Origin of the sequence: Defluviimonas salinarum, assembly GCF_026013545.1 — a bacterium.
Lineage (GTDB): Bacteria > Pseudomonadota > Alphaproteobacteria > Rhodobacterales > Rhodobacteraceae > Albidovulum > Albidovulum salinarum.
In genome coordinates this window covers 26,285-44,986 of sequence record NZ_JAPDOG010000015.1, presented here as the reverse complement: position 1 = coordinate 44,986, position 18,702 = coordinate 26,285, and the positions used below count along the sequence as shown (strand labels likewise).

Sequence of the window (18,702 nt, the reverse complement as noted above, 5' to 3'; positions counted from 1 at the left end):
CGTGCGGCCGGCACACCAACGGCGGCCGGGAAAGGAGTGGTTTCCGTGACCGTCGGCGCCAAGTTCATCCGCTCCGCCGCCTGGATGACGGCCGGGAACTGGACCGAGCAGGCGATCAACTTCGCCGTCTTCGTCACTCTGGCCCGGCTCCTCGGCGCAGAGGCGTTCGGGCTTCTGTCCATGGCCGCGGTGTTCATCGTGGTTTCCGAGGCGTTGGTGCGTGAGTCCGTCGCGGAGTCGCTGATCTCGACGGCCGCGCCGGAGGCGGAGGACTTCAATGCGGTATTCTGGCTGACTGGGGGCGTGGGGGTTGTACTTGCCGGCGTTCTTTACGCAGCAGCGGGGCCAATCGCGACAGTCTATGGCCACCCCGAGGTCAAGGGCTTGATCATGGCGCTCGCGCCGAGCGTCGTGCTCGTCGCCTTCAACGCGGTGCCGGTCGCGATCCTGCGGCGCGAGTTCAACTTCCGCGTCATGTCGATCCGCGCCGTCGCGGGCGTGATCGCTGGGGGCACCACCGGGGTCGCGATGGCCCTGACCGGACACGGGGTCTGGAGCTTCGTCGGCCAGTGGCTTGTGATGATCGCCACCAACGCCGCGATCGCCTGGGCGGTGGTCGATTGGCGGCCGGGCCTGCGCTTCGGCGCCGCGCACCTCCGCCGCGCCTCCGGGTTCGGTTTTCAGGTTCTCGGCCTGCGTTCGGGCGAGCTTGCAATGGTGCAGATGCCGATCCTGATCATCGGGGCGACGCTCGGGCCGCTGGCGACCGGGCTCTATTCGGTGTCATGGCGCCTGGTCGAGATCCTTTCGTTTCTGGCCTCGACGGGGTTTCGCATGGCCTCGCAGCCCGCCTTTGCCGCCGTTTCGCGGGCGCGGGGGAAGACAGGCGAGCTTCTGGTCGAGATCCTGCGGTTGACCGCACTGGTGGCGTTCCCGTTCTTCGCCGGGCTGGCCGCGCTGGCCGAGCCGATGCTGCTTCTGGTCTTCGGGCCGGAATGGCTCGGCGCGGCGCCGGTCCTGAGGGTCATGGCGGCGCTCGGCCTCTATCTCTGCGTCGCCTCGGTGCAGACCTCATTCTGCCTTGCGGCGGGCCGGGCGGGCCGGCTCACCGTCCTGACCTGGCTGGGCGTCGGCCTCAGCACGGCGCTGGTCTTCGCGGCGTCGGGCTGGGGGCTTGTCGCGATCACGGCCGGCTTCGTCCTTGCCCATTACGTCCTCTGGGTGTTCCGCTTCCGGCTCGTGGCGCGGCTTGGAAGCATCGCGGTGGCGCCGCTTCTGGGGACACTCGCCGCGCCATTCCTCGCGTCGGCGGCGATGGTCATTCCGGTCCTGCTCGTCGCCCGCTGGGCGGAGGGAGCGGGGCTCGCCGCGCTTCTTGCCGCGAGCGTCGGGGTCGGGGTGCTGACCTATGCGGTCCTCACCCTCATCTTCATGCGTGATCGGCTCCGGCTGCTGATGTCCTATGTTCGGCCGGCGGTCACGGACCCGGCGCCGGACCGGGCGGGGAGGGTGGCCGGTCAATGAAGATCGAACGCCGTGTCCGATCGCTCAAGGTCGTCATGTTCACGACCTTCTACCCGCCATTCTCCTTCGGCGGCGACGCGATCGGCGTGCAGCGCATGGCGCGGGCGCTCGCCGCGCGCGGCCATGACGTGATCGTGGTGCATGACGAGGACAGCTATCGCATCCTCGGCGGCAAGCCGCAGGCCGAGGGCGCGCCGGACGGGGTGCGGCGGATCGGACTGCGCAGCCGCAACGGCTTCCTGTCAAACCTCCTGACCCAGCAGACCGGGCGGCCGCTGGTTCATGCCGCGCGGATCCGTGCGCTTCTGGCCGAGATCCGCCCCGACCTTATCTGGTACAACAACACCTCGCTGGTCGGCGGGCCGGGGATCCTGTCCTATGGCGAGGGCCTGAAGCTCTACGAGGCGCACGAGCACTGGCTGGTCTGCCCGACCCATGTCCTTTGGCGTCATGGCCGGGAGCTTTGCGACCGCCGCGAATGCCTGCGCTGCGTGCTGTCCTACCGCCGCCCGCCGCAGCTCTGGCGCTATACGGGATACCTCGACCGCCAGCTCGGCCAGGTCGACCTGATCGTCGCCAAGAGCGAGTTCAGCCGCGCCAAGCACCGCGAGTTCGGCCTTCGCCACGAGATGGAGGTGCTGCCCTACTTCCTGCCCGACCTGACCAGCCAGGCCGCCGCCCCCGCCGGCCATCCTCGGCCCTATTTCCTGTTCGTCGGGCGGCTCGAGAAGATCAAGGGCCTGCAAGACGTCTTTCCGGCGATGGAACGCTATCCCGACGCCGATCTCCTGATCCTCGGCGACGGCGACTATGCGGTGACGCTGAAACGGCTCGCACAGGGTAATCCGCGCATCCAGTTCCTCGGCCGCAAGAGCCCTGAGGAACTTGACGCCTACTACCGGGGTGCGCTGGGCCTGATCGTTCCCTCGGTCTGCTACGAGACCTTTGGCATCATCTTGATCGAGAGCTTCCGGCTCGGCACGCCGGTGATCGCCCGGCGCCTCGGCCCGTTCCCCGAGATCGTCGAGGCGGCGGGCGGCGGGGCGCTCTTCGGGACCCAGGACGAACTGATCGCGGCGATGCACGCCCTGCAGCACGAACCCGGCCGTCGTGCGGCGCAATCCCAGGCCGCGCGCCACGCGTTCGAGTCAATCTGGCGCGAGGACCGCGTACTGGCGGCCTATGGTGCGGCGCTCGCGCGGGCGGCGCATCGCAGGGGCGACCGCGCGCTCGTGCGGCAGTTCGAGGCGGGGGCGTTCGAGACCGGCGCCGCCTAGGGCGCGAGCGCCGCGATCCGGTGCGCGTTTGCCATCACCGGGAGCGTGATCGTCGTGGCCGGGATCGCGGGCAGGACCGAGGCGTCGATGACGTGCAGCCGTGAAAGGCCGTGGGGCCGGCCGAGCAAATCGGATTGTCCGGGCGCGGGCGTCCGGGCCATCGGCACCGATCCGCCAACATGAAAACTCGATCCCGGCGCGCCGGGCCGACTGGCGAAGGTCAGCGGCAGGAGCCCGGCATGGCCCATCGCGGCGCCGATCCGGCGGGCCGCCGCGCGGACGGTGCGGTCGGTATCGGCATTGGCGATCAGTCGGGCGGTGAGGCGACCGTCGGCGGCGCGGGTGAGGCCGATGCGGTGCGAATGGTCGGAGTGCAGGAAAACCTGCGCCACGATCAGCCGTCGCGCGAGCGCGGCGAAGAACGCTCGCGCGAAAGGCAGACCGTGGCCGTAATTGGCGACGAGGTCGCGGGCATAGTAGTCGTTCCAGCTATAGATCTGGGCATGGACGAGGTAGGCGGAGATCTCGGGCGCCTCGAGTTCGAGGAAGATCTGCGGCAGGGTGTGGAACGCACCTCGATCGGGCCGGGAGCGGTTCGGGAAACGCTGCAGCATGGGCAGGAAGGCATGCTGGCTGTCCTTCAGCACCAGTTCGCCCGGCTCCGGGCGCGAGGCGAGGAGGATGCGCGCGGTTTCGAGCACCCCGGCGCCAAGGAACGCTCGAGTGCCGGTGATCGTCGTGCCGTCCTCAAGGTAGAGAGCGATGCCCGCGTCGCCCTCCTCGAAGCGGGTGACGACGGCGCCAGAGCGGTAGCTGAATCGGGGATCTGCGCCGAGATCGGCGAGCGTGTGGCGGGCCGACCAGATCAGCCCATAGGGGCAGCCGTGCAGACACATCCCGCAGCGCCGGCAGGCCGCATCCACCGCCTGCCGCGCGAGGCCCGCCCGCAGACCCTGGGCGGCGAACCGCTTGCGCTCGGCGGACAGGCGGGCGAGCAGCGCCTCCGCCTGCGTTGCTGGGGCGATCGGCCCGTGACCGGCCATCGGCAGGGCGGGCATCAGGGCCTCTATATCGTCCGTGCGCCCGGAAATCGGGACGAAACCGGCGACCGCCCGGTAATGCGGCGCGAGATCGTCAGCGCTGATCGGCCAATCCGCCATGTCGGCCTGCCGGTAGGGCAGCACCGCCGCGCCCCAGACGTTGGAGAACCCGCCCGCCGCCCGCGAGGCGCGAAGCCCCAGCCAGCCCGGCGCATCGGCGAAGGTCGTCGCGGCGGGCTCCATCGCGAAGTCCGAGCCGAACCGGCGCACCTGTCCGGGCGGGGCCTCGTGCTGCGGCGCCATCCAGGCGGCGCGGTCCGCGGCACTCCAGCCCTCGGGGACGGTCGCGGCCAGTGCCACCCGCCGCGCCTCGGCCGCAGGCTCGGGCGCCTTGCCGCCGTCGAGCATCACGACCGTCCGTCCGCGCGCGAGCAATGCCTTCGCTGCGGCGATCCCGGAGGGGCCCGAGCCGATGACGATGCAGCGGTCCCGGTCTTCCGGCATTCCCGATCCGCTGTCGCCGGCGCCGCGCATACCCGGGCCAGCCTATCTCCGCCCGGCCGCCGCGAAGACGGCTGCGGCGGTAAGCGAGGCAACGGCATAGGTGAACATGTGCTCGAAGAAATGCGGGAAGATGAGCACGCGCAAATCGGTGGATTGCGCCTCCTCCATCGCGCCGCCCGTCAGCGCGCCATGCGCGATGTATCCGGCCAGACCGAGCGCGGCGAGCATGATCACGCCGCCAGTGGCGATGCCGGGACCGTTCGGCCGGCCGAAGCTCGGCGTTTCGGCAAGGCGTGCGCAGACGAAAAAGCCCAGCGGGATGGTGACCAGCGCGTTCGTGGCCACTTCGCGCGCCTGATGCCCGAGATAGACCGGATCGAGCACCGATGTCGCGGCGAGCCCGGTCCCGGCGCCGAAGGCCAGGCTGAGACCGGCGAAGACCGCGCCGACGATCAGGATCACGGGCCAGGCGCTGCCTGCGGGACGTGCAGCACTGGCGGCGCGCAGGGTAAGACCGATCGCGAGCACCGACAGGAGCAGCGCGATCTGGCCGAGGAAATGGAAGTACCAGTGACTGCCGATCTCAAGTTCGGCGGTCGGGCGGGTGTGCGACTGCAACAGGTTGTCGAGGAGCGCCACGGGTCCGACCGTGACCAGCGTGCCGGCCAGGATCACGGCCGAGACCGCGACGAGGGCGCGCACCGCCCGCCGTGGCGTGAGACCGCGCCTCGGCGCGAGGCCGAGGGCCGCGGCGCCGCCGATCGCAGCCCCGAGCAGGAGGTCGAGCGGCCATTCACGCGTCGCGTGCTCGAAGTAGAACACGGTTTGCAGGAAGCTCCGCTCGCCGTCCTCGTGCACCGGAATGCCCCAAAGCGGGACTGTTCCCGAAATCGCGCAGAGCATGAGAAACGAGACGATGAGCACTGCCAGCGGGAACGCCCCGGCGAAGCGGACGATCCAGCGCCAGAGCGGAGGCGCGGGCGCGTTCGTGCTTGTCATCTCTGACATTGCATTCGTCTCCCGTCCATCAAGTGCCCGCCCCGCATTCGAGGATCACGATGTCGCCGCCCTCGATCGAGGAGGTGATTCGCGCCTGTTCGCGGCACCTCTGGATCGTCGCCTCCCAGAGGTCGGGGAAGGCGCTCCTGAGATACTGATCGAACGTGTAGGCGACATGGAACCGGCCAAGACGGCGTTCGGCCTCGGTGAAGGCGGTGGCGTCGGGCAGGGTCGGCAGGCCGAGCTTCAGATAGCTGTTCAGCGGCAGTTCGAGCGTGGTTCCGATGGTGAAGACCGCGCCTTTTTCGGACAGGGCGGCGATGGCCGCGGCCGCCGAGGTGTAGTCCTGCTTGGGCAGTTTGTAATTGCGCACCAGCGCCGGGCTCCCCGCGAGGGCGCCGGCCACGCAGATCAGCGAAAACAGCAGGAGATGCGCGCGGCCGAGCCCGAGAAGGCGCATGAGCGCGCCGCTCAGCAGCCACAGGCCCTGGACCGCGGCCAAGAGGAAGAAACCGGCCTGGAAGAAGAAGAACCGCGGGAAGATCGGGCGACCGAGAGCCGAGGACGCAAGCACCATGGCCGGGATCGTCAGCGCGATCGTGGCCGCGAGGAAAGGCTCGTGCCGCAGAAAATGAATCCCGCCCGCGAGGAGCACGAGGCAGGCCAGAGCGAAAGGCAGGGGGCCGCCGAAGGCTTGCGTCAGTTCCCTCACGGCCACCAGCACCGCCCAGCCGGGGGTGGCGACGTCCCCCGCCTTCGTTCCGGTCTGCTGGCGCGCGCCGTCGAGGAAGAAGCCCACCACATCGCCGAGCATGGGCGCGTAGAGAAGCACGGTGAGCGCCGCCGCGCCGGCGAAGGCCGCGGCGGCCGGGCCGAGCCGGCGCCAGACGGTCCCGCGATCCCCGGTCACGGCGAGGTAAACGAGCGCAGAAGCCCCGTGCACGAGGCCGAGGATCACCATCGTCAGGTGCGTGTAGGCCGCGAGCGCCAGGCAGAGCGCGTAGGCCGTATAGCTCGCCCGCACCGCCAGGCCACGCACCAGAGCGTTCCACAGCAGATGCGTACAGACCAGCGCGAAGAACAGCAGCATCGTGTAGCCGCGCGCGTTCTGCGAGAACCAGACCGGATGATAGGAAACCGCAAGAAAAAGCGCCGAAGCGATCGCGACCGGCCAGGGCGCTATCGCGCGCGCGAACAGGTAGAGCGCGGGCACCGAAAGGACGCCGAAGACGACCGCGGGAAGCCGCACCGACCAGTCCGACGTGCCGAAGGCGATCATGCAGAGCTTCGCGAGCAGCGAGTAGAACGGATGGTCGTTGTTGGACGGATAGCTCGTCACCACGTCGATCAGCGGTTGCTGGAGCGAATATACGACGGTCGCGATCTCGTCGTACCAGAGCGGGGAATTGAGCCCGACGGCCCGCAGTCCCGCCGCGAGAAGGGTGATCAGGGCGATCGGCCAGAGCGGATCGCGCCCGAGGGAGCGGACTTGCGCCGTCATGTCAACGCTCCCCCGGCCGAGGTTGCCGGTCCCGCCGGTCCGCAGCGGTTGCGTGATCCGCGCATCGCCGCTCACGCCGCCATTTCCGAACGCTTCTCGGCCACGATGTCGGCGATGATCTCCGACAGCGGCCGGCGTGGGCGGAAGCCCGTCGCCCGCTCGAGCTTGGAGACGTCGGGCAGGCGGCGGGCCATGTCCTCGAACCCGGCCGGGTAAACGGTCTCGTAGGGCACCAGCCGGATCTCGGAGGGCGAGCCGGTGGCCGCCACCACCTGCTCGGCCAGGGCGCGGATCGTCACCTCCTCGTCATTGCCGACGTTGAAGACCTCGCCCCGCGCCGCCGGGGTCGCCATCAGCCGCACCATCGCCTCGACCGCGTCGGCGACATGGCCGAAGCAGCGCGACTGCTCGCCGGTGCCGTGGACCAGGAGCGGCCGACCCTCCAGCGCGGCCTGGACGAAGTTCGGCAGCACCATGCCGTAGCTCCCGGTCTGGCGCGGGCCGGTCGTGTTGAAGAAGCGCAGGACCGTGGCCGGCAGATCCGCCTCGCGCACATAGGCGAGGGCCAGGAACTCGTCGAGCGTCTTGGCGCAGGCATAGGACCAGCGCAGGTTCTTCGTCGCGCCGATGGTCAGGTCGTCGTCCTCGCCGAAGGGGAATTTCGTGGCCTTGCCGTAGACCTCGGAGGTGGAGGCGACGAAGACGGGCTTCAGGTCCTTCAGCGCCGCCTTGAGCACCGTCTCGGTGCCGCCGACGTTGGTCAGGATCGAGCGCGAAGGCTCCTCCATGATTAGCTTCACCCCGACCGCGGCGGCGAGGTGGATGATCATGTCGGCCTCATCCGTCAGCGTCCCGACGAGCGCGGGGTCAAGGATCGTGCCCTCGTGAAAGCGAAAGCGGTTGTGGCCGGAAAGACCCGCGAGGTTCTCGGTCCGACCGGTCGAGAGGTCGTCGAGAACGGTGACGGAATGGCCTTCGGCGATCAGCCGTTCGGACAGATGCGATCCGATGAAGCCGGCGCCACCCGTGATCAAGACCTTCATGTGCCCCCGCCGGACGTCTGTCGAAACCTGACCGGAGCGTAGCATGGCACCCGCATTCGGGCCATGCCGCTGTCCGGGTTGTCATTTTCTCGAAACAGTCGGCGTCTGTCTGGTCCGATTGTGCCGGATCGTGAACGCCGCGAAGGGTAAAGCCGCCGCGGTGGCGCGGAGCAAGAGGGCGAAGGTTGGGTTCGTGATGCGAGCCAAACCGGGTGGAAATGCGGGATTGTCCTCGTATCCTAAACAGACGCGCTGGTCCAGCGACGCGGGATTGCTCTGGCGAACGCCTGTGTGCGACAGTCGACGGGTATTTTTTCGTGCCGGCCACCAGGTGATTGTTGCGGGGGGCTATGATGACAAGCGTGTTTTCACTTTACGCTTCTTTGAACGAACTGATTGGCCAGCGCGAGGCGCGGGTCGCGATCGTGGGACTCGGCTATGTCGGACTGCCGCTAGCCCTCACCGTGTGCGAGGCGGGCTTCCCGGCCACAGGTTTCGACCTGAACGCAGACCGGGTCGCCATGATCAATGCCGGCGCGCGGACGATCTCCTATTTGCCCGAGGATCGCGTTCAGGACGCGGTGTCGCGCGGCTTCTCCGCCAGTGCCGACATGGCGAGGCTCGCCGAGGCCGACGTGATCGTGATCTGCGTGCCGTCTCCGCTGTCGCCCGCACGCGAGCCCGACCTAGGCTATGTGATCCGTGCCACGGAGACGATCGCGGAGCGGCTGCGGCCGGGGCAGCTCGTGGTGCTCGAAAGCACGGTCTGGCCCGGTGCGACGGCAACGGTGGTCAAACCTATCCTCGAACGCCGCGGTCTGAGGGCCGGCGAGGAGTTCTTCCTCGCCTTCTCGCCCGAGCGCGAGGATCCGGGGAACGCGATCTTCACGACGCGGACAATTCCGAAGATCGTCGGCGCGGATGACCTGCGGTCGCGCGATCTCGCCGACCGGTTCTACGCGCAGATCGTCGCCCGGACCGTCCCGGTAAGCTCGCTCGCCACCGCCGAGGCCGTGAAGCTCATCGAGAACAGTTTCCGAATGGTCAACATCGCCTTCGTGAACGAGATGAAGGCCGCGCTTGAGGCGATGGGCGTCGACATCTGGGAGGTGGTACAGGCGGCCGCGACGAAACCTTTTGGCTACATGCCCTTCTATCCGGGGCCCGGGATCGGCGGCGATTGCATCCCGGTCTCTCCGGCCTATCTGGCCGCGCGGGCACGCGATGTCGGCGCGGAAACGCCGCTGGTCGATCTGGCGCGGGTCAGTACCGCCGAGGCGCCCGACCTGATCGCCGGCCGGGTCGCGGGAGAACTGGCCCGCCACGGCGGCGTCGCGGTGAAGGATGCGCGGGTGCTGATCCTTGGCATCGCCTACAAGAAGGATGTCGAGGACACGCGCGAAAGCCCGGCGCTCGCCATCCTTCTCCGTCTCGAGGAGATGGGGGCCACCTGCGACTATCACGACCCCTATTTCCCGGTCATGCCGCCGACGCGGGACCATCCCTCGCTGGCGGGACGGGCCTCGGTGGCGCTGACCGCCGCGACGTTGGCCAGCTACGATGCGGTTCTGGTGGCCACCGACCACAGCGCCGTCGACTACGCGCTCCTGGCCGCGGAGGCGCGGCTCATCCTTGACACCCGCAACGCATTCGCCGCGCGCGGCATCGGCGCGGGCAAGGCGCGCATCGTCAAGATCTGACCCGGCGCGCGGAAGTGCGCACGGGGCTGGCGGAGCAGATGCTTGACCGCTTCGCGCTTCGCAAACGTGACCGGGCGATTCGGAGATAGATCAACTGAAGAAGGTTCTATTAAAAGTAAAATCAATCAAAAGGAGAGTAAAACATGAGCTCATCAAGGGCGAACAGGGCGGCATTGTTCAAAAAACCGCGACAACGATGGCAATTGAGTGGTGATGCGGGCGGGCCGGCCCCCTTTTCGGTGCGCATCGTTTTGTCGGAGTGGGATTGCAGGGTATATTGAGCTCTGCGTGTATTTGAAACGTGTGTTCTGGGGGCGGTTAATTGAGCATCCAGCAAGGGAAGAGTTGCCCCGTGGTTGTTATTGGCGCGGGGCCCGCGGGATTGACTGCGGCTTACGAATTGCAGAAACGCAGCCTCCTTCACAAGCCCAAGGTCTACGAGGCCTCGGAGATGGTCGGCGGTATTTCCCGTACGGAAACCAATAACGGGTACCGCTTCGACATCGGCGGTCATCGCTTCTTCACCAAGGTGAAGGAGGTGGAAGAGATGTGGCACGAGGTTCTGGGCGACGATTTCATCACCGTCCCGCGGCTCAGCCGGATCTACTACCGCGAGAAATTCTTCGACTATCCGCTGAAGCTGTTCAACGCGCTTCTGAACATCGGCCCCTACGAGTCGATGCGCATTCTCCTGTCCTATTTCAAGTGGCAGGTCCGGCCCTACCGCAAGGAGGAGAGCTTCGAGCAGTGGGTGATCAACCGCTTCGGCGGCCGGCTCTACATGCACTTCTTCCGCAGCTACACGCAGAAGGTCTGGGGCATCAATCCCAGAGACATCCGCGCCGACTGGGCGGCGCAGCGGATCAAGAACCTCTCGCTATTCAAGGCGGTCTGGAATGCGATCTCGGGCGCCAATGACACGACGAGCCTCATAGAGGAGTTCCAGTATCCGCGGCTTGGTCCTGGGATGATGTGGGAAAAGACCGCGAAGCTGGTCGAGGAAAAGGGCGGGGAGGTCCATCTGCGCTCCGAGGTGATCCGGGTGAACCGCACCGGCAGGCGGGTCACCTCGATCGATGTGAAGCATTGGCACGAGGACGGGCGCGAGCCGGTCATCGAACGCGTCGAGGGCGAGCACTTCGTCAACTCCATGGCGCTGCGCGACCTCATCCACGCCTTCGACCCGCCGCCGCCGCCGGAGGTGGTGGAGGCCGCGGACAAGCTCAGGTACCGCGACTTCCTGATCGTGACGCTGGTGCTCGACCATGCCGATCCGTTCCGCGACAACTGGATCTACATCCATTCGCCCAAGGTGAAGGTCGGACGGATCCAGAACTTCCGGGCCTGGTCGAAGGAGATGCTGCCCGACCAGAACACCGCCTCGATCGGCATGGAGTATTTCTGCCAGAAGGGCGACGGGCTCTGGTCGATGTCGGATGAGGACCTGCGCGAGCTCGCCTCGCAGGAACTGGAGCAACTCGGCCTGGCCAAGGCATCCGACGTGATCGGTGCCGCGATCATCCGTCAGCCGAAGGCCTATCCGGTCTATGACGGCGAATATCGCGAGGCGCTGGACGTGCTCGAGGGCTGGATCCTGTCGCTGGAGAATTTCCAGACGGTGGGGCGCAACGGATTGCATCGCTACAACAACCAAGACCATTCGATGCTGTCGGCGATGCTGGCCGCGCGCAACATCCTCGGCGAAGAACACGACGTCTGGACGGTGAACGTGGAGCGGTCCTATCACGAGGAGTTCGAGATCAGGAAACGGGCTGCCGCGACCAAGCCACGTCTTGCCGCCGAGTGAGCGGCGGTACTCGGGCGCAGTTGCCGGCCGCCGGTCCGATACCCGTGCGCGGGGCGCGTTGCCGGGCAGGAAAGAGGCTCGAACCACGGTCCGACCATGCTCAAGGGTGTACTGATCGATCTGTCTGGCGTTCTCTATTCCGGGAGCAGGGCGCTTCCCGGCGCGACCGATGCCGTTCGGCGGTTGCGCTCGGAGGGATTGGCGGTTCGGTTCCTCACCAACTCGACCCGGCGGCCGAAGCGGACGCTCGTTGACCGGCTGCGAGCATTCGGCGTCGATCTCGCGCCTGACGAACTCTTCACGCCGGCGGCGGCCGCCTGCGATTGGCTGGCGCGGCATGGACATGCGCCGCATCTGCTCATCCATCCCGACCTCGGCGAGGATTTCGCCGATACGGACACCACCGGGCCGGAAGCGGTCGTCCTCGGCGATGCCGGGCGGTTCTTCACCTACGAGGCGCTCAACACCGCGTTCCGCAAGATCGAGGCCGGCGCGCCGTTCCTTGCGCTGGCGGCGAACCGGGTGTTCCGGGATGCCGACGGCAAACTCAGCCTCGACGCCGGGGCCTTCGTCGCCGCGCTGGAGCACGCAAGCGGCAAGACGGCGCTGCTTTTCGGCAAACCAGCGCCGGGATTCTTCGCCGCCGCCGCGGCGAGCATGGGTGCTGGGATGGCCGAGGTCGCGATGATCGGTGACGATGCCGAGGCCGACATTGCCGGTGCGCTCGATGCCGGCGCGGCCTTGGCGGTCCTGGTGCGGACCGGCAAGTATCGCGAGGGTGACGAGACCCGGTTCGCACCGAATCCGTCAATGGTCGCCGACGGGATCGGCGATGCCGTCGACGCGCTTCTCGAGTGAGATCCGGTGCGATTGGTTCGGGGCGTTGCAGGGGCTATCCGCCGCCGGTTCGGGCCTCTAACATCAATGGAGCAAAGCGCAATGGAGGGGCGATGACCGAAACCGGACCGGAGGGCGAGCTCACGCTGCGGACGCTCGCGATGCCACGAGATGTCAACGTCAACGGGGACATCTTCGGAGGCTGGGTGCTGAGTCAGATGGACATTGCGGCGGGAATCGTCGCGGGTGCCCGCGCCCGCGGCCGCGTGGCAACCGTGGCCGTGGACGCGATGAAGTTCATCCGCCCGGTAAGGGTTGGCGACGTGCTCTGCATCTATGTTCGCGTGGCCCGGATCGGCCGCACCTCGATGGGGCTGGAGATCGAGGCATGGGTCCTGCGCGACCGACACGGCGCGCGAGAGAAGGTGACCGAAGCGCTGTTCACCTTTGTCGCGATCGACGACGACGGCAAGCCGCGGGTGGTTCCCGCGGCCGGGTGACGCGACAGGGTTCCGAATCTGCGCTTTGACCGAATCCGCGCAGGATATCGGGGCGCTTCCCTCGGTTGCGGACAATGATTCCGCCGTTCCTTGTTCATTCGCGATTTGGCATCAATCCACGCGATGACGTGTGAATCGTAAATGCAACTGATGGTTGTCGTGAAAAAAACACATAAATGGCATGAAGCTGGCATACATGTGCCCTTTTGCGGACATTTCTGAGAACGACGATGAGATCATCGTAGTGATTGTGGCGGTATCTCCGGTGTTCAACCCTTCCAGCCGAGGACCAACCCAAATGACCGATCTCACCGTGAAAGCCCGTATCGGACGCGCCAACGCCCTGTCCATCCTGGCAACTGCCCGCTGTTCGGGTGCCTCTGAAACGCGGCACAGGACATGGGGGCGCCACATTTCCGTCTCCTTCGTCTCGATCCGGTCGCGGATGTCGGGTGCCATTATCCTGACATGATTGCCGCGAGAACGGCATCGACCTGCGGAAAAGGGCGCGTGGAGACTCGCGCCCCTTCTGTGTCGCACGCGGTCTTTCCGGCGATGGGACCGGAGTTGCGGTCACGCTGAATCCGCTTGACGCAGATCAAAGACACGACATTATTCATAGTGAAAAAAGTTTCATAAGCGTGACCTTTGCGGAGATTCCCATGACCAAGAACATCCTGTGTGCGACGGACGGGACCGATCATTCCGAAGCCGCCGTGATCGTTGCCGCCGAACTGGCCCAAAAGTACGGAGCCGAGCTGACCATCTGCACCGTCAACGTCGCGCATGGCGGCTCGCGCGGGCCGCTCATCACCCATTGGACCGAGGCCGAGGTCGCGAAGATCCTCGACGGGGCGGCGGCAGTCGCTGCGGCACACGGTGTCGAGGGGGTGAAGCGGGTCGACCTGATCAGCCGTGAAGCGCCGGCGGGGATCGTCTCCTACGCGGAGCAGAACGGTATCGACCACATCGTGATGGGAACCGGCGACAAGCGGGGGATCTCGCGGCTCGTGCTCGGCTCAGTCGCAGCCGAGGTCTCGGGGCGGGCGCATTGCTCGGTCACCGTGGCCCGATAGACGGGCGTCCCGTTTCGGCGCGGGCAACCGGATTGCCGGCCGGGCCACGCCTTCTATCTCACATGTAAGCGCCCGGCTCTGACGCGCCCTCGGCATCGACCGGATGAGCGGGCGGGCTCTTGCTGCGCCTCTCCATCGGGCGTGACAGCCCCGCCTTCCGCTTTCTTGGCGGCGCGCGAGCCGATACCGCCCGGTCGTCTGCCTGTCTTGTTCCGGAAAAGAAAAAGCGCCCCGAGAGGGCGCCTTGTCTGCGTCTGGACTTCCAGAACCGATTTGGAGCGGGCGATGAGATTCGAACTCACGACCCTAACCTTGGCAAGGTTATGCTCTACCCCTGAGCTACGCCCGCATCCTTTCGGTGGGAGCGATGTATTAATTCTACGGGGCGGCTGCAAGCGAAAATCGTACGCGGCTGGAAGTTTTTTTCGGGTCGCGTAAGGGGGCGTTCCTAAACCCCGGTGGGGATCCCGCGTCGCGCGGCATCGCCGAAAGTCGACGGGCCGAGCGGATGGCGGCTGGATCACATGCAATTCCGAAGAATTCTTGTCAACCTTATGAAAATATGTCGGTTTCTGATCCGTGCCACGCATGGATTTACCAGTACAAGCTGGATTCACGGGGCGATTTACCCACGCGAAGCGGCGGCGCCTGCTTGGTGTTCAGACGCCGCAATCCCGGCGGGCGCAGCGGGCTCGCTCCACGCATCACGAACCGTCCTCTCCGTGCGCCGGGGGCGGCTCAAAAGCGTGAGGCGCCTGCAATGATCCTGCCGGATGTGGTCGATCTGCTCCCGTTCGGCCTGCGCTGCCGGGTTTCGAGCCAGAGCCGGGCCGTAGGCTCGGCCGGTTCAGGATTGCGACCTTTGGCTGCGAAAGCGCGGCATCGTCAGACATGCCGCGTCGCGGTCGTGCAGCAGCGCGTCGAGGATCGCGGTTTCGAGCGTCACGCCCGGTTCCGGTGCCGCCGCACATCGGGGGAACGGGTCGTCGGTTTCGGGCGGCTGACGCCGAGTTTCCCCGGCATCTCCAGGCCCGCCTGTATACTCCGACGCCATCCGGCCGGATCGGAGCAGCCGGCAGACCGAACGGGCGCGATCCTCGACCAGGGCGAGCTGACGGTCGAGACGGTCGATGCCGATCCCGCGCGGCGACCGGGCGCCGGTCTCGTCTGCCATGAGCCAGGTCAGGGAGCCGCGCAGGTTGCCCAGCGTCAGGATCACATCCTCCACCAGCAAGGTTTCGAGCTGTTCCCGAATGTCGTCCATCAATGCCTCACCCCCGAAGTCGCGGGGATGAGACTAGAGCAGCACGTATTGACGGGTTCCTAACGGGAACCCGAGCGCGATCAGGCCTCGAACTCGACCAGCAGGTCCTTCGCCTCGATCTGGCTGCCCGGATGGACATGGACCGCCTTCACCACCGCGGCGCGGTCGGCGTGGATGCCGGTTTCCATCTTCATCGCCTCGAGCGTGAGAAGGAGGTCGCCGGCATTGACCTTCTGGCCCGCCGATACCGCGACCGAGGCGACCGAACCCGGCATCGGGGCGCCGATATGGTTCGGGTTGCCCTCCGCCGCCTTCGGTTTCGCCGCGGTCTTGGCTTTCACCGCCCGGTTCGGCACGCGGATCACGCGCGGCTGGCCGTTCAGTTCGAAGAAGACCTTGGCCTCGCCTTCCTCGTTGGTCTCGCCCACCGCCTGGAGCCGGATTTCCAGCGTCTTGCCGGGGTCGATCTCGGCCGAGATCTCCTCGCCCGGCTGCATGCCGTAGAAGAAGGTGCGGGTCGGCAGGGTTCGCACCGGCCCATAAAGCCGGTGACGGCCCATATAGTCGAGGAAGACCTTCGGATACATGAGGTAGCCGTTCAGGTCCTCGTCATCGACGGCGAAGCCCAGGAGCTCCTTCGTGACAGACGCGCGGGTCGCCTCTAGGTCGACGGGCTTGAGGTGCTTGCCCGGACGCTCGGTGTTCGGTTTCTCGTCCTTCAGCACCTTGCGGATGATGCTTTCGGGGAAGCCGCCCGGCGGCTGGCCGAGATTGCCGCGCATCATGTCGACGACCGAGTCGGGGAAGGCGACGTCGGTGGTCGCATCTTCCACCTGCTCGCGGGTGAGATTCTGCGCCACCATCATCAGCGCCATGTCGCCCACGACCTTGGAGGACGGCGTTACCTTGACGATGTCGCCGAACATCCGGTTGGCGTCGGCATAGGCCTGCGCCACCTCGTGCCAGCGCTCCTCGAGACCGAGCGAGCGGGCCTGCGCCTTGAGGTTGGTGAACTGGCCGCCCGGCATCTCGTGCAGATAGACTTCGGAGGCCGGCGCCTCGAGCCCCGACTCGAAGGCGGCATACTGGTGGCGCACGCCCTCCCAGTAGTTCGAGATCTGGCGGATCGCGCCGATATCGAGCCCGGTATCGCGTTCGGTATGGGCGAGCGCCTCCACGATCGAGCCGAGGCAGGGCTGCGAGGTGCCGCCCGAGAACGCGTCCATCGCGGCGTCGACCGCCGAGACGCCGGCATCGGCGGCGGCAAGGATCGTCGCCCCGGCGATGCCGCTCGTGTCATGGGTGTGGAAGTGGATCGGCAGGCCGACCTCGTCCTTCAGCGCCGTGAAGAGCACCCGCGCCGAGGCGGGCTTCAGGAGCCCCGCCATGTCCTTGAGGCCAAGGACATGGGCACCGGCGGCCTTCAGCTCCTTGCCCATCGCGACGTAGTACTTCAGGTCGTACTTCGCGCGGTCCGGGTTCAGGATGTCGCCGGTGTAGCAGATCGTGCCCTCGCAGATCTTGTTGTTCTCGACCACTGCGTCCATCGCGACGCGCATGTTCTCGACCCAGTTGAGGCTGTCGAAGACGCGGAAGACGTCGATCCCGGTCTTGGCGGCCTGGCGGACGAATTCCTGCACCACGTTGTCGGGGTAGTTGGTGTAGCCGACTCCGTTCGAGGCGCGCAGCAGCATCTGCGTCATCAGGTTCGGCATCGCCTTCCGGAGGTCGCGGAGCCGCTGCCACGGGCATTCCTGCAAGAAGCGGTAGGCCACGTCGAAAGTGGCGCCGCCCCAGCATTCGACAGAGAAGAGCTCGGGCAGGTTCGCGGCATAGGCGGGTGCGACCTTGATCATGTCGATCGAGCGCATCCGGGTCGCCAGAAGCGACTGGTGCCCGTCGCGCATCGTGGTGTCGGTGAGCAGGAGCTTCTTCTGCGCCGCCATCCAGTCGGCCACTGCCTGCGGGCCCTTCTCCTCCAGGAGGTTGCGGGTGCCGGCGGCCGGGGCCGCCCGGAGCGCAGGCGGCTTCGGCGCGCGCACCTCGGCCGCCGGCTTCGGCCGGCCGGCGGTCTCGGGGTGCCCGTTCACGGTGATGTCGGCGATATAGGTCAGGATCTTCGTCGCCCGGTCGCGGCGCTTCTTGAAGTTGAAGAGGCCGGGCGTCGTGTCGATGAACTTCGTCGTATAGGTGTCGTTGAGGAAGGTCGGGTGCTTCAGGAGATTCTCGACGAAGGCGATGTTCGTCGAGACGCCGCGGATCCGGAACTCGCGCAGCGCGCGGTCCATCCGGGCGATCGCCTGCTCGGGTGTCGGCGCCCAGGCGGTGACCTTCACCAGAAGCGAGTCGTAGTAGCGGGTGATGACGCCGCCCGAATAGGCGGTGCCGCCGTCAAGCCGGATGCCCATGCCGGTCGCCGAGCGATAGGCGGTGATGCGGCCGTAGTCGGGGATGAAGTTATTCTGCGGATCCTCGGTCGTGACCCGGCACTGGAGCGCGTGGCCCTTAAGCTGGATGTCCTGCTGCCGCGACACGCCGGTCGCCTCGGCCAAGGTCCTGCCCTCGGCGATCTTGATCTGGGCCTGGACGATGTCGATGCCGGTCACCTCCTCGGTGACGGTGTGCTCGACCTGGACGCGGGGGTTCACCTCGATGAAGTAGAACTGGCCGGTGTCCATATCCATCAGGAACTCGACCGTGCCCGCGCATTCGTAGTTCACATGGGCGCAGATCTTGCGGCCAAGCTCGCAGATCTCGGTGCGCTGCGCCTCGGTGAGGTAGGGCGCGGGCGCGCGCTCGACGACCTTCTGGTTGCGGCGCTGGACGGTGCAGTCGCGCTCGTAGAGGTGATAGATCGAGCCGTGCTGGTCGCCGAGGATCTGCACCTCGACGTGGCGCGCACGCAGGATCATCTTTTCAAGGTACCCCTCGCCGTTGCCGAAGGCGGCCTCGGCCTCGCGCCGGCCCTCACGGACCTTCTCGACGAGTTCCTCCGGCTTGGTAATCGGGCGCATGCCGCGTCCGCCGCCGCCCCAGGAGGCCTTGAGCATCAGGGGATAGCCGATCTCGGCCGCTTCCTTCTTGATCGCGTCGAAATCGTCGCCAAGAACCTCGGTCGCCGGGATGACCGGAACCCCGGCCGCGACAGCCACGCGCCGCGCGCTGGCCTTGTCGCCAAGCGCCCGCATCGTCTCGGCCTTCGGGCCGATGAAGGTGATGCCGTTTGCCGCACAGGCCTCGACGAATTCGGGATTCTCCGAGAGAAGCCCGTAGCCCGGATGGATCGCGTCCGCGCCGCATTCCTTGGCGACCCGGATGATCTCCGCGATCGACAGGTAGGCCTGGACCGGCCCCATGCCCTCGCCGATCCGGTAGGCCTCGTCCGCCTTGAAGCGGTGGAGGGAGAGTTTGTCTTCCTCGGCATAGACCGCGACCGTGCGCTTGCCGAGTTCGGTCGCCGCGCGCATGACGCGGATCGCGATTTCTCCACGGTTGGCAATAAGGATCTTGCGGAATTCGGTCATCGGTTCCCCTCCGGTGGCGCGCGCGAACAATAGGGGCGCTGCGGCGCGGCGCAATACCCCTCGCTGCCGGATCGTCAGATTCCGGTAACATTTCGTTCTCTCTATG

Annotated in this window: 14 protein-coding genes and 1 tRNA gene; 8 read left to right on the top strand and 7 right to left on the bottom strand. The window is 66.7% G+C overall.

What is annotated here, in order from left to right; translation table 11 throughout:
• Positions 1-45: 45 nt before the first annotated feature.
• Positions 46-1,524 (top strand): lipopolysaccharide biosynthesis protein, encoded by a 1,479-nt coding sequence (locus OM960_RS16145; protein ID WP_264772689.1) that lies wholly within the window; start codon positions 46-48, stop codon positions 1,522-1,524.
• Positions 1,521-2,801 (top strand): glycosyltransferase family 4 protein, encoded by a 1,281-nt coding sequence (locus OM960_RS16140; RefSeq protein ID WP_264772688.1) that lies wholly within the window; start codon positions 1,521-1,523, stop codon positions 2,799-2,801. Before OM960_RS16145 ends, OM960_RS16140 begins: the two co-directional genes overlap by 4 nt.
• Here OM960_RS16140 and OM960_RS16135 read toward each other — a convergent pair.
• The 4 genes from OM960_RS16135 to OM960_RS16120 all read right to left on the bottom strand — a co-directional run bounded on the left by OM960_RS16135 (position 2,798) and on the right by OM960_RS16120 (position 7,888).
• A complete protein-coding gene (locus OM960_RS16135; protein WP_264772687.1) occupies positions 2,798-4,345 on the bottom strand; it encodes a GMC oxidoreductase in 1,548 nt (515 codons plus the stop codon). The two genes, OM960_RS16140 and OM960_RS16135, sit on opposite strands and share 4 nt — an antisense overlap.
• 42 nt (positions 4,346-4,387) lie before the next feature.
• Positions 4,388-5,344 carry a hypothetical protein gene (locus OM960_RS16130; RefSeq protein ID WP_264772686.1) on the bottom strand — a complete coding sequence of 319 codons (957 nt, stop codon included), beginning with the start codon at positions 5,342-5,344 and terminating at the stop codon, positions 4,388-4,390.
• Between the two features lie 28 nt (positions 5,345-5,372).
• The gene (locus tag OM960_RS16125) at positions 5,373-6,845 is read right to left on the bottom strand and encodes a glycosyltransferase family 39 protein (RefSeq protein ID WP_263338498.1); all 1,473 of its coding nucleotides are present in this window, start codon (positions 6,843-6,845) and stop codon (positions 5,373-5,375) included.
• Between the two features lie 71 nt (positions 6,846-6,916).
• Positions 6,917-7,888 (bottom strand): NAD-dependent epimerase/dehydratase family protein, encoded by a 972-nt coding sequence (locus OM960_RS16120; protein WP_264772685.1) that lies wholly within the window; start codon positions 7,886-7,888, stop codon positions 6,917-6,919.
• Between the two features lie 383 nt (positions 7,889-8,271).
• On the opposite strand from OM960_RS16120, the gene OM960_RS16115 reads away from it, so the two are divergent.
• The 6 genes from OM960_RS16115 (at position 8,272) to OM960_RS16090 (ending at position 13,808) form a co-directional block, all read left to right on the top strand.
• A complete protein-coding gene (locus OM960_RS16115; RefSeq protein ID WP_264772684.1) occupies positions 8,272-9,588 on the top strand; it encodes a nucleotide sugar dehydrogenase in 1,317 nt (438 codons plus the stop codon).
• Positions 9,589-9,940: 352 nt separating this feature from the next.
• The gene (locus OM960_RS16110) at positions 9,941-11,395 is read left to right on the top strand and encodes an NAD(P)/FAD-dependent oxidoreductase (protein WP_432759523.1); all 1,455 of its coding nucleotides are present in this window, start codon (positions 9,941-9,943) and stop codon (positions 11,393-11,395) included.
• 96 nt (positions 11,396-11,491) lie between these two features.
• Positions 11,492-12,253 (top strand): TIGR01458 family HAD-type hydrolase, encoded by a 762-nt coding sequence (locus OM960_RS16105; protein WP_264772682.1) that lies wholly within the window; start codon positions 11,492-11,494, stop codon positions 12,251-12,253.
• A 92-nt stretch (positions 12,254-12,345) separates the two neighbouring features.
• The gene (locus OM960_RS16100) at positions 12,346-12,732 is read left to right on the top strand and encodes an acyl-CoA thioesterase (protein ID WP_263338513.1); all 387 of its coding nucleotides are present in this window, start codon (positions 12,346-12,348) and stop codon (positions 12,730-12,732) included.
• 181 nt (positions 12,733-12,913) lie between these two features.
• Positions 12,914-13,204, top strand: coding sequence for a hypothetical protein (locus tag OM960_RS16095; protein ID WP_264772681.1), 291 nt, complete (start codon positions 12,914-12,916; stop codon positions 13,202-13,204).
• Between the two features lie 190 nt (positions 13,205-13,394).
• On the top strand, positions 13,395-13,808 hold the full coding sequence (locus tag OM960_RS16090; RefSeq protein WP_264772680.1) for a universal stress protein: 414 nt from the start codon (positions 13,395-13,397) through the stop codon (positions 13,806-13,808).
• Positions 13,809-14,082: 274 nt separating this feature from the next.
• On the opposite strand, the gene OM960_RS16085 is transcribed toward OM960_RS16090, so the two are convergent.
• From OM960_RS16085 to OM960_RS16075, 3 genes are all read right to left on the bottom strand, one after another.
• Positions 14,083-14,157 (bottom strand) — tRNA-Gly (locus tag OM960_RS16085).
• A 498-nt stretch (positions 14,158-14,655) separates the two neighbouring features.
• On the bottom strand, positions 14,656-15,072 hold the full coding sequence (locus tag OM960_RS16080; RefSeq protein WP_263338522.1) for a hypothetical protein: 417 nt from the start codon (positions 15,070-15,072) through the stop codon (positions 14,656-14,658).
• A gap of 80 nt (positions 15,073-15,152) precedes the next feature.
• Positions 15,153-18,596, bottom strand: coding sequence for a pyruvate carboxylase (locus OM960_RS16075; RefSeq protein ID WP_263338524.1), 3,444 nt, complete (start codon positions 18,594-18,596; stop codon positions 15,153-15,155).
• Positions 18,597-18,702 lie beyond the last annotated feature (106 nt).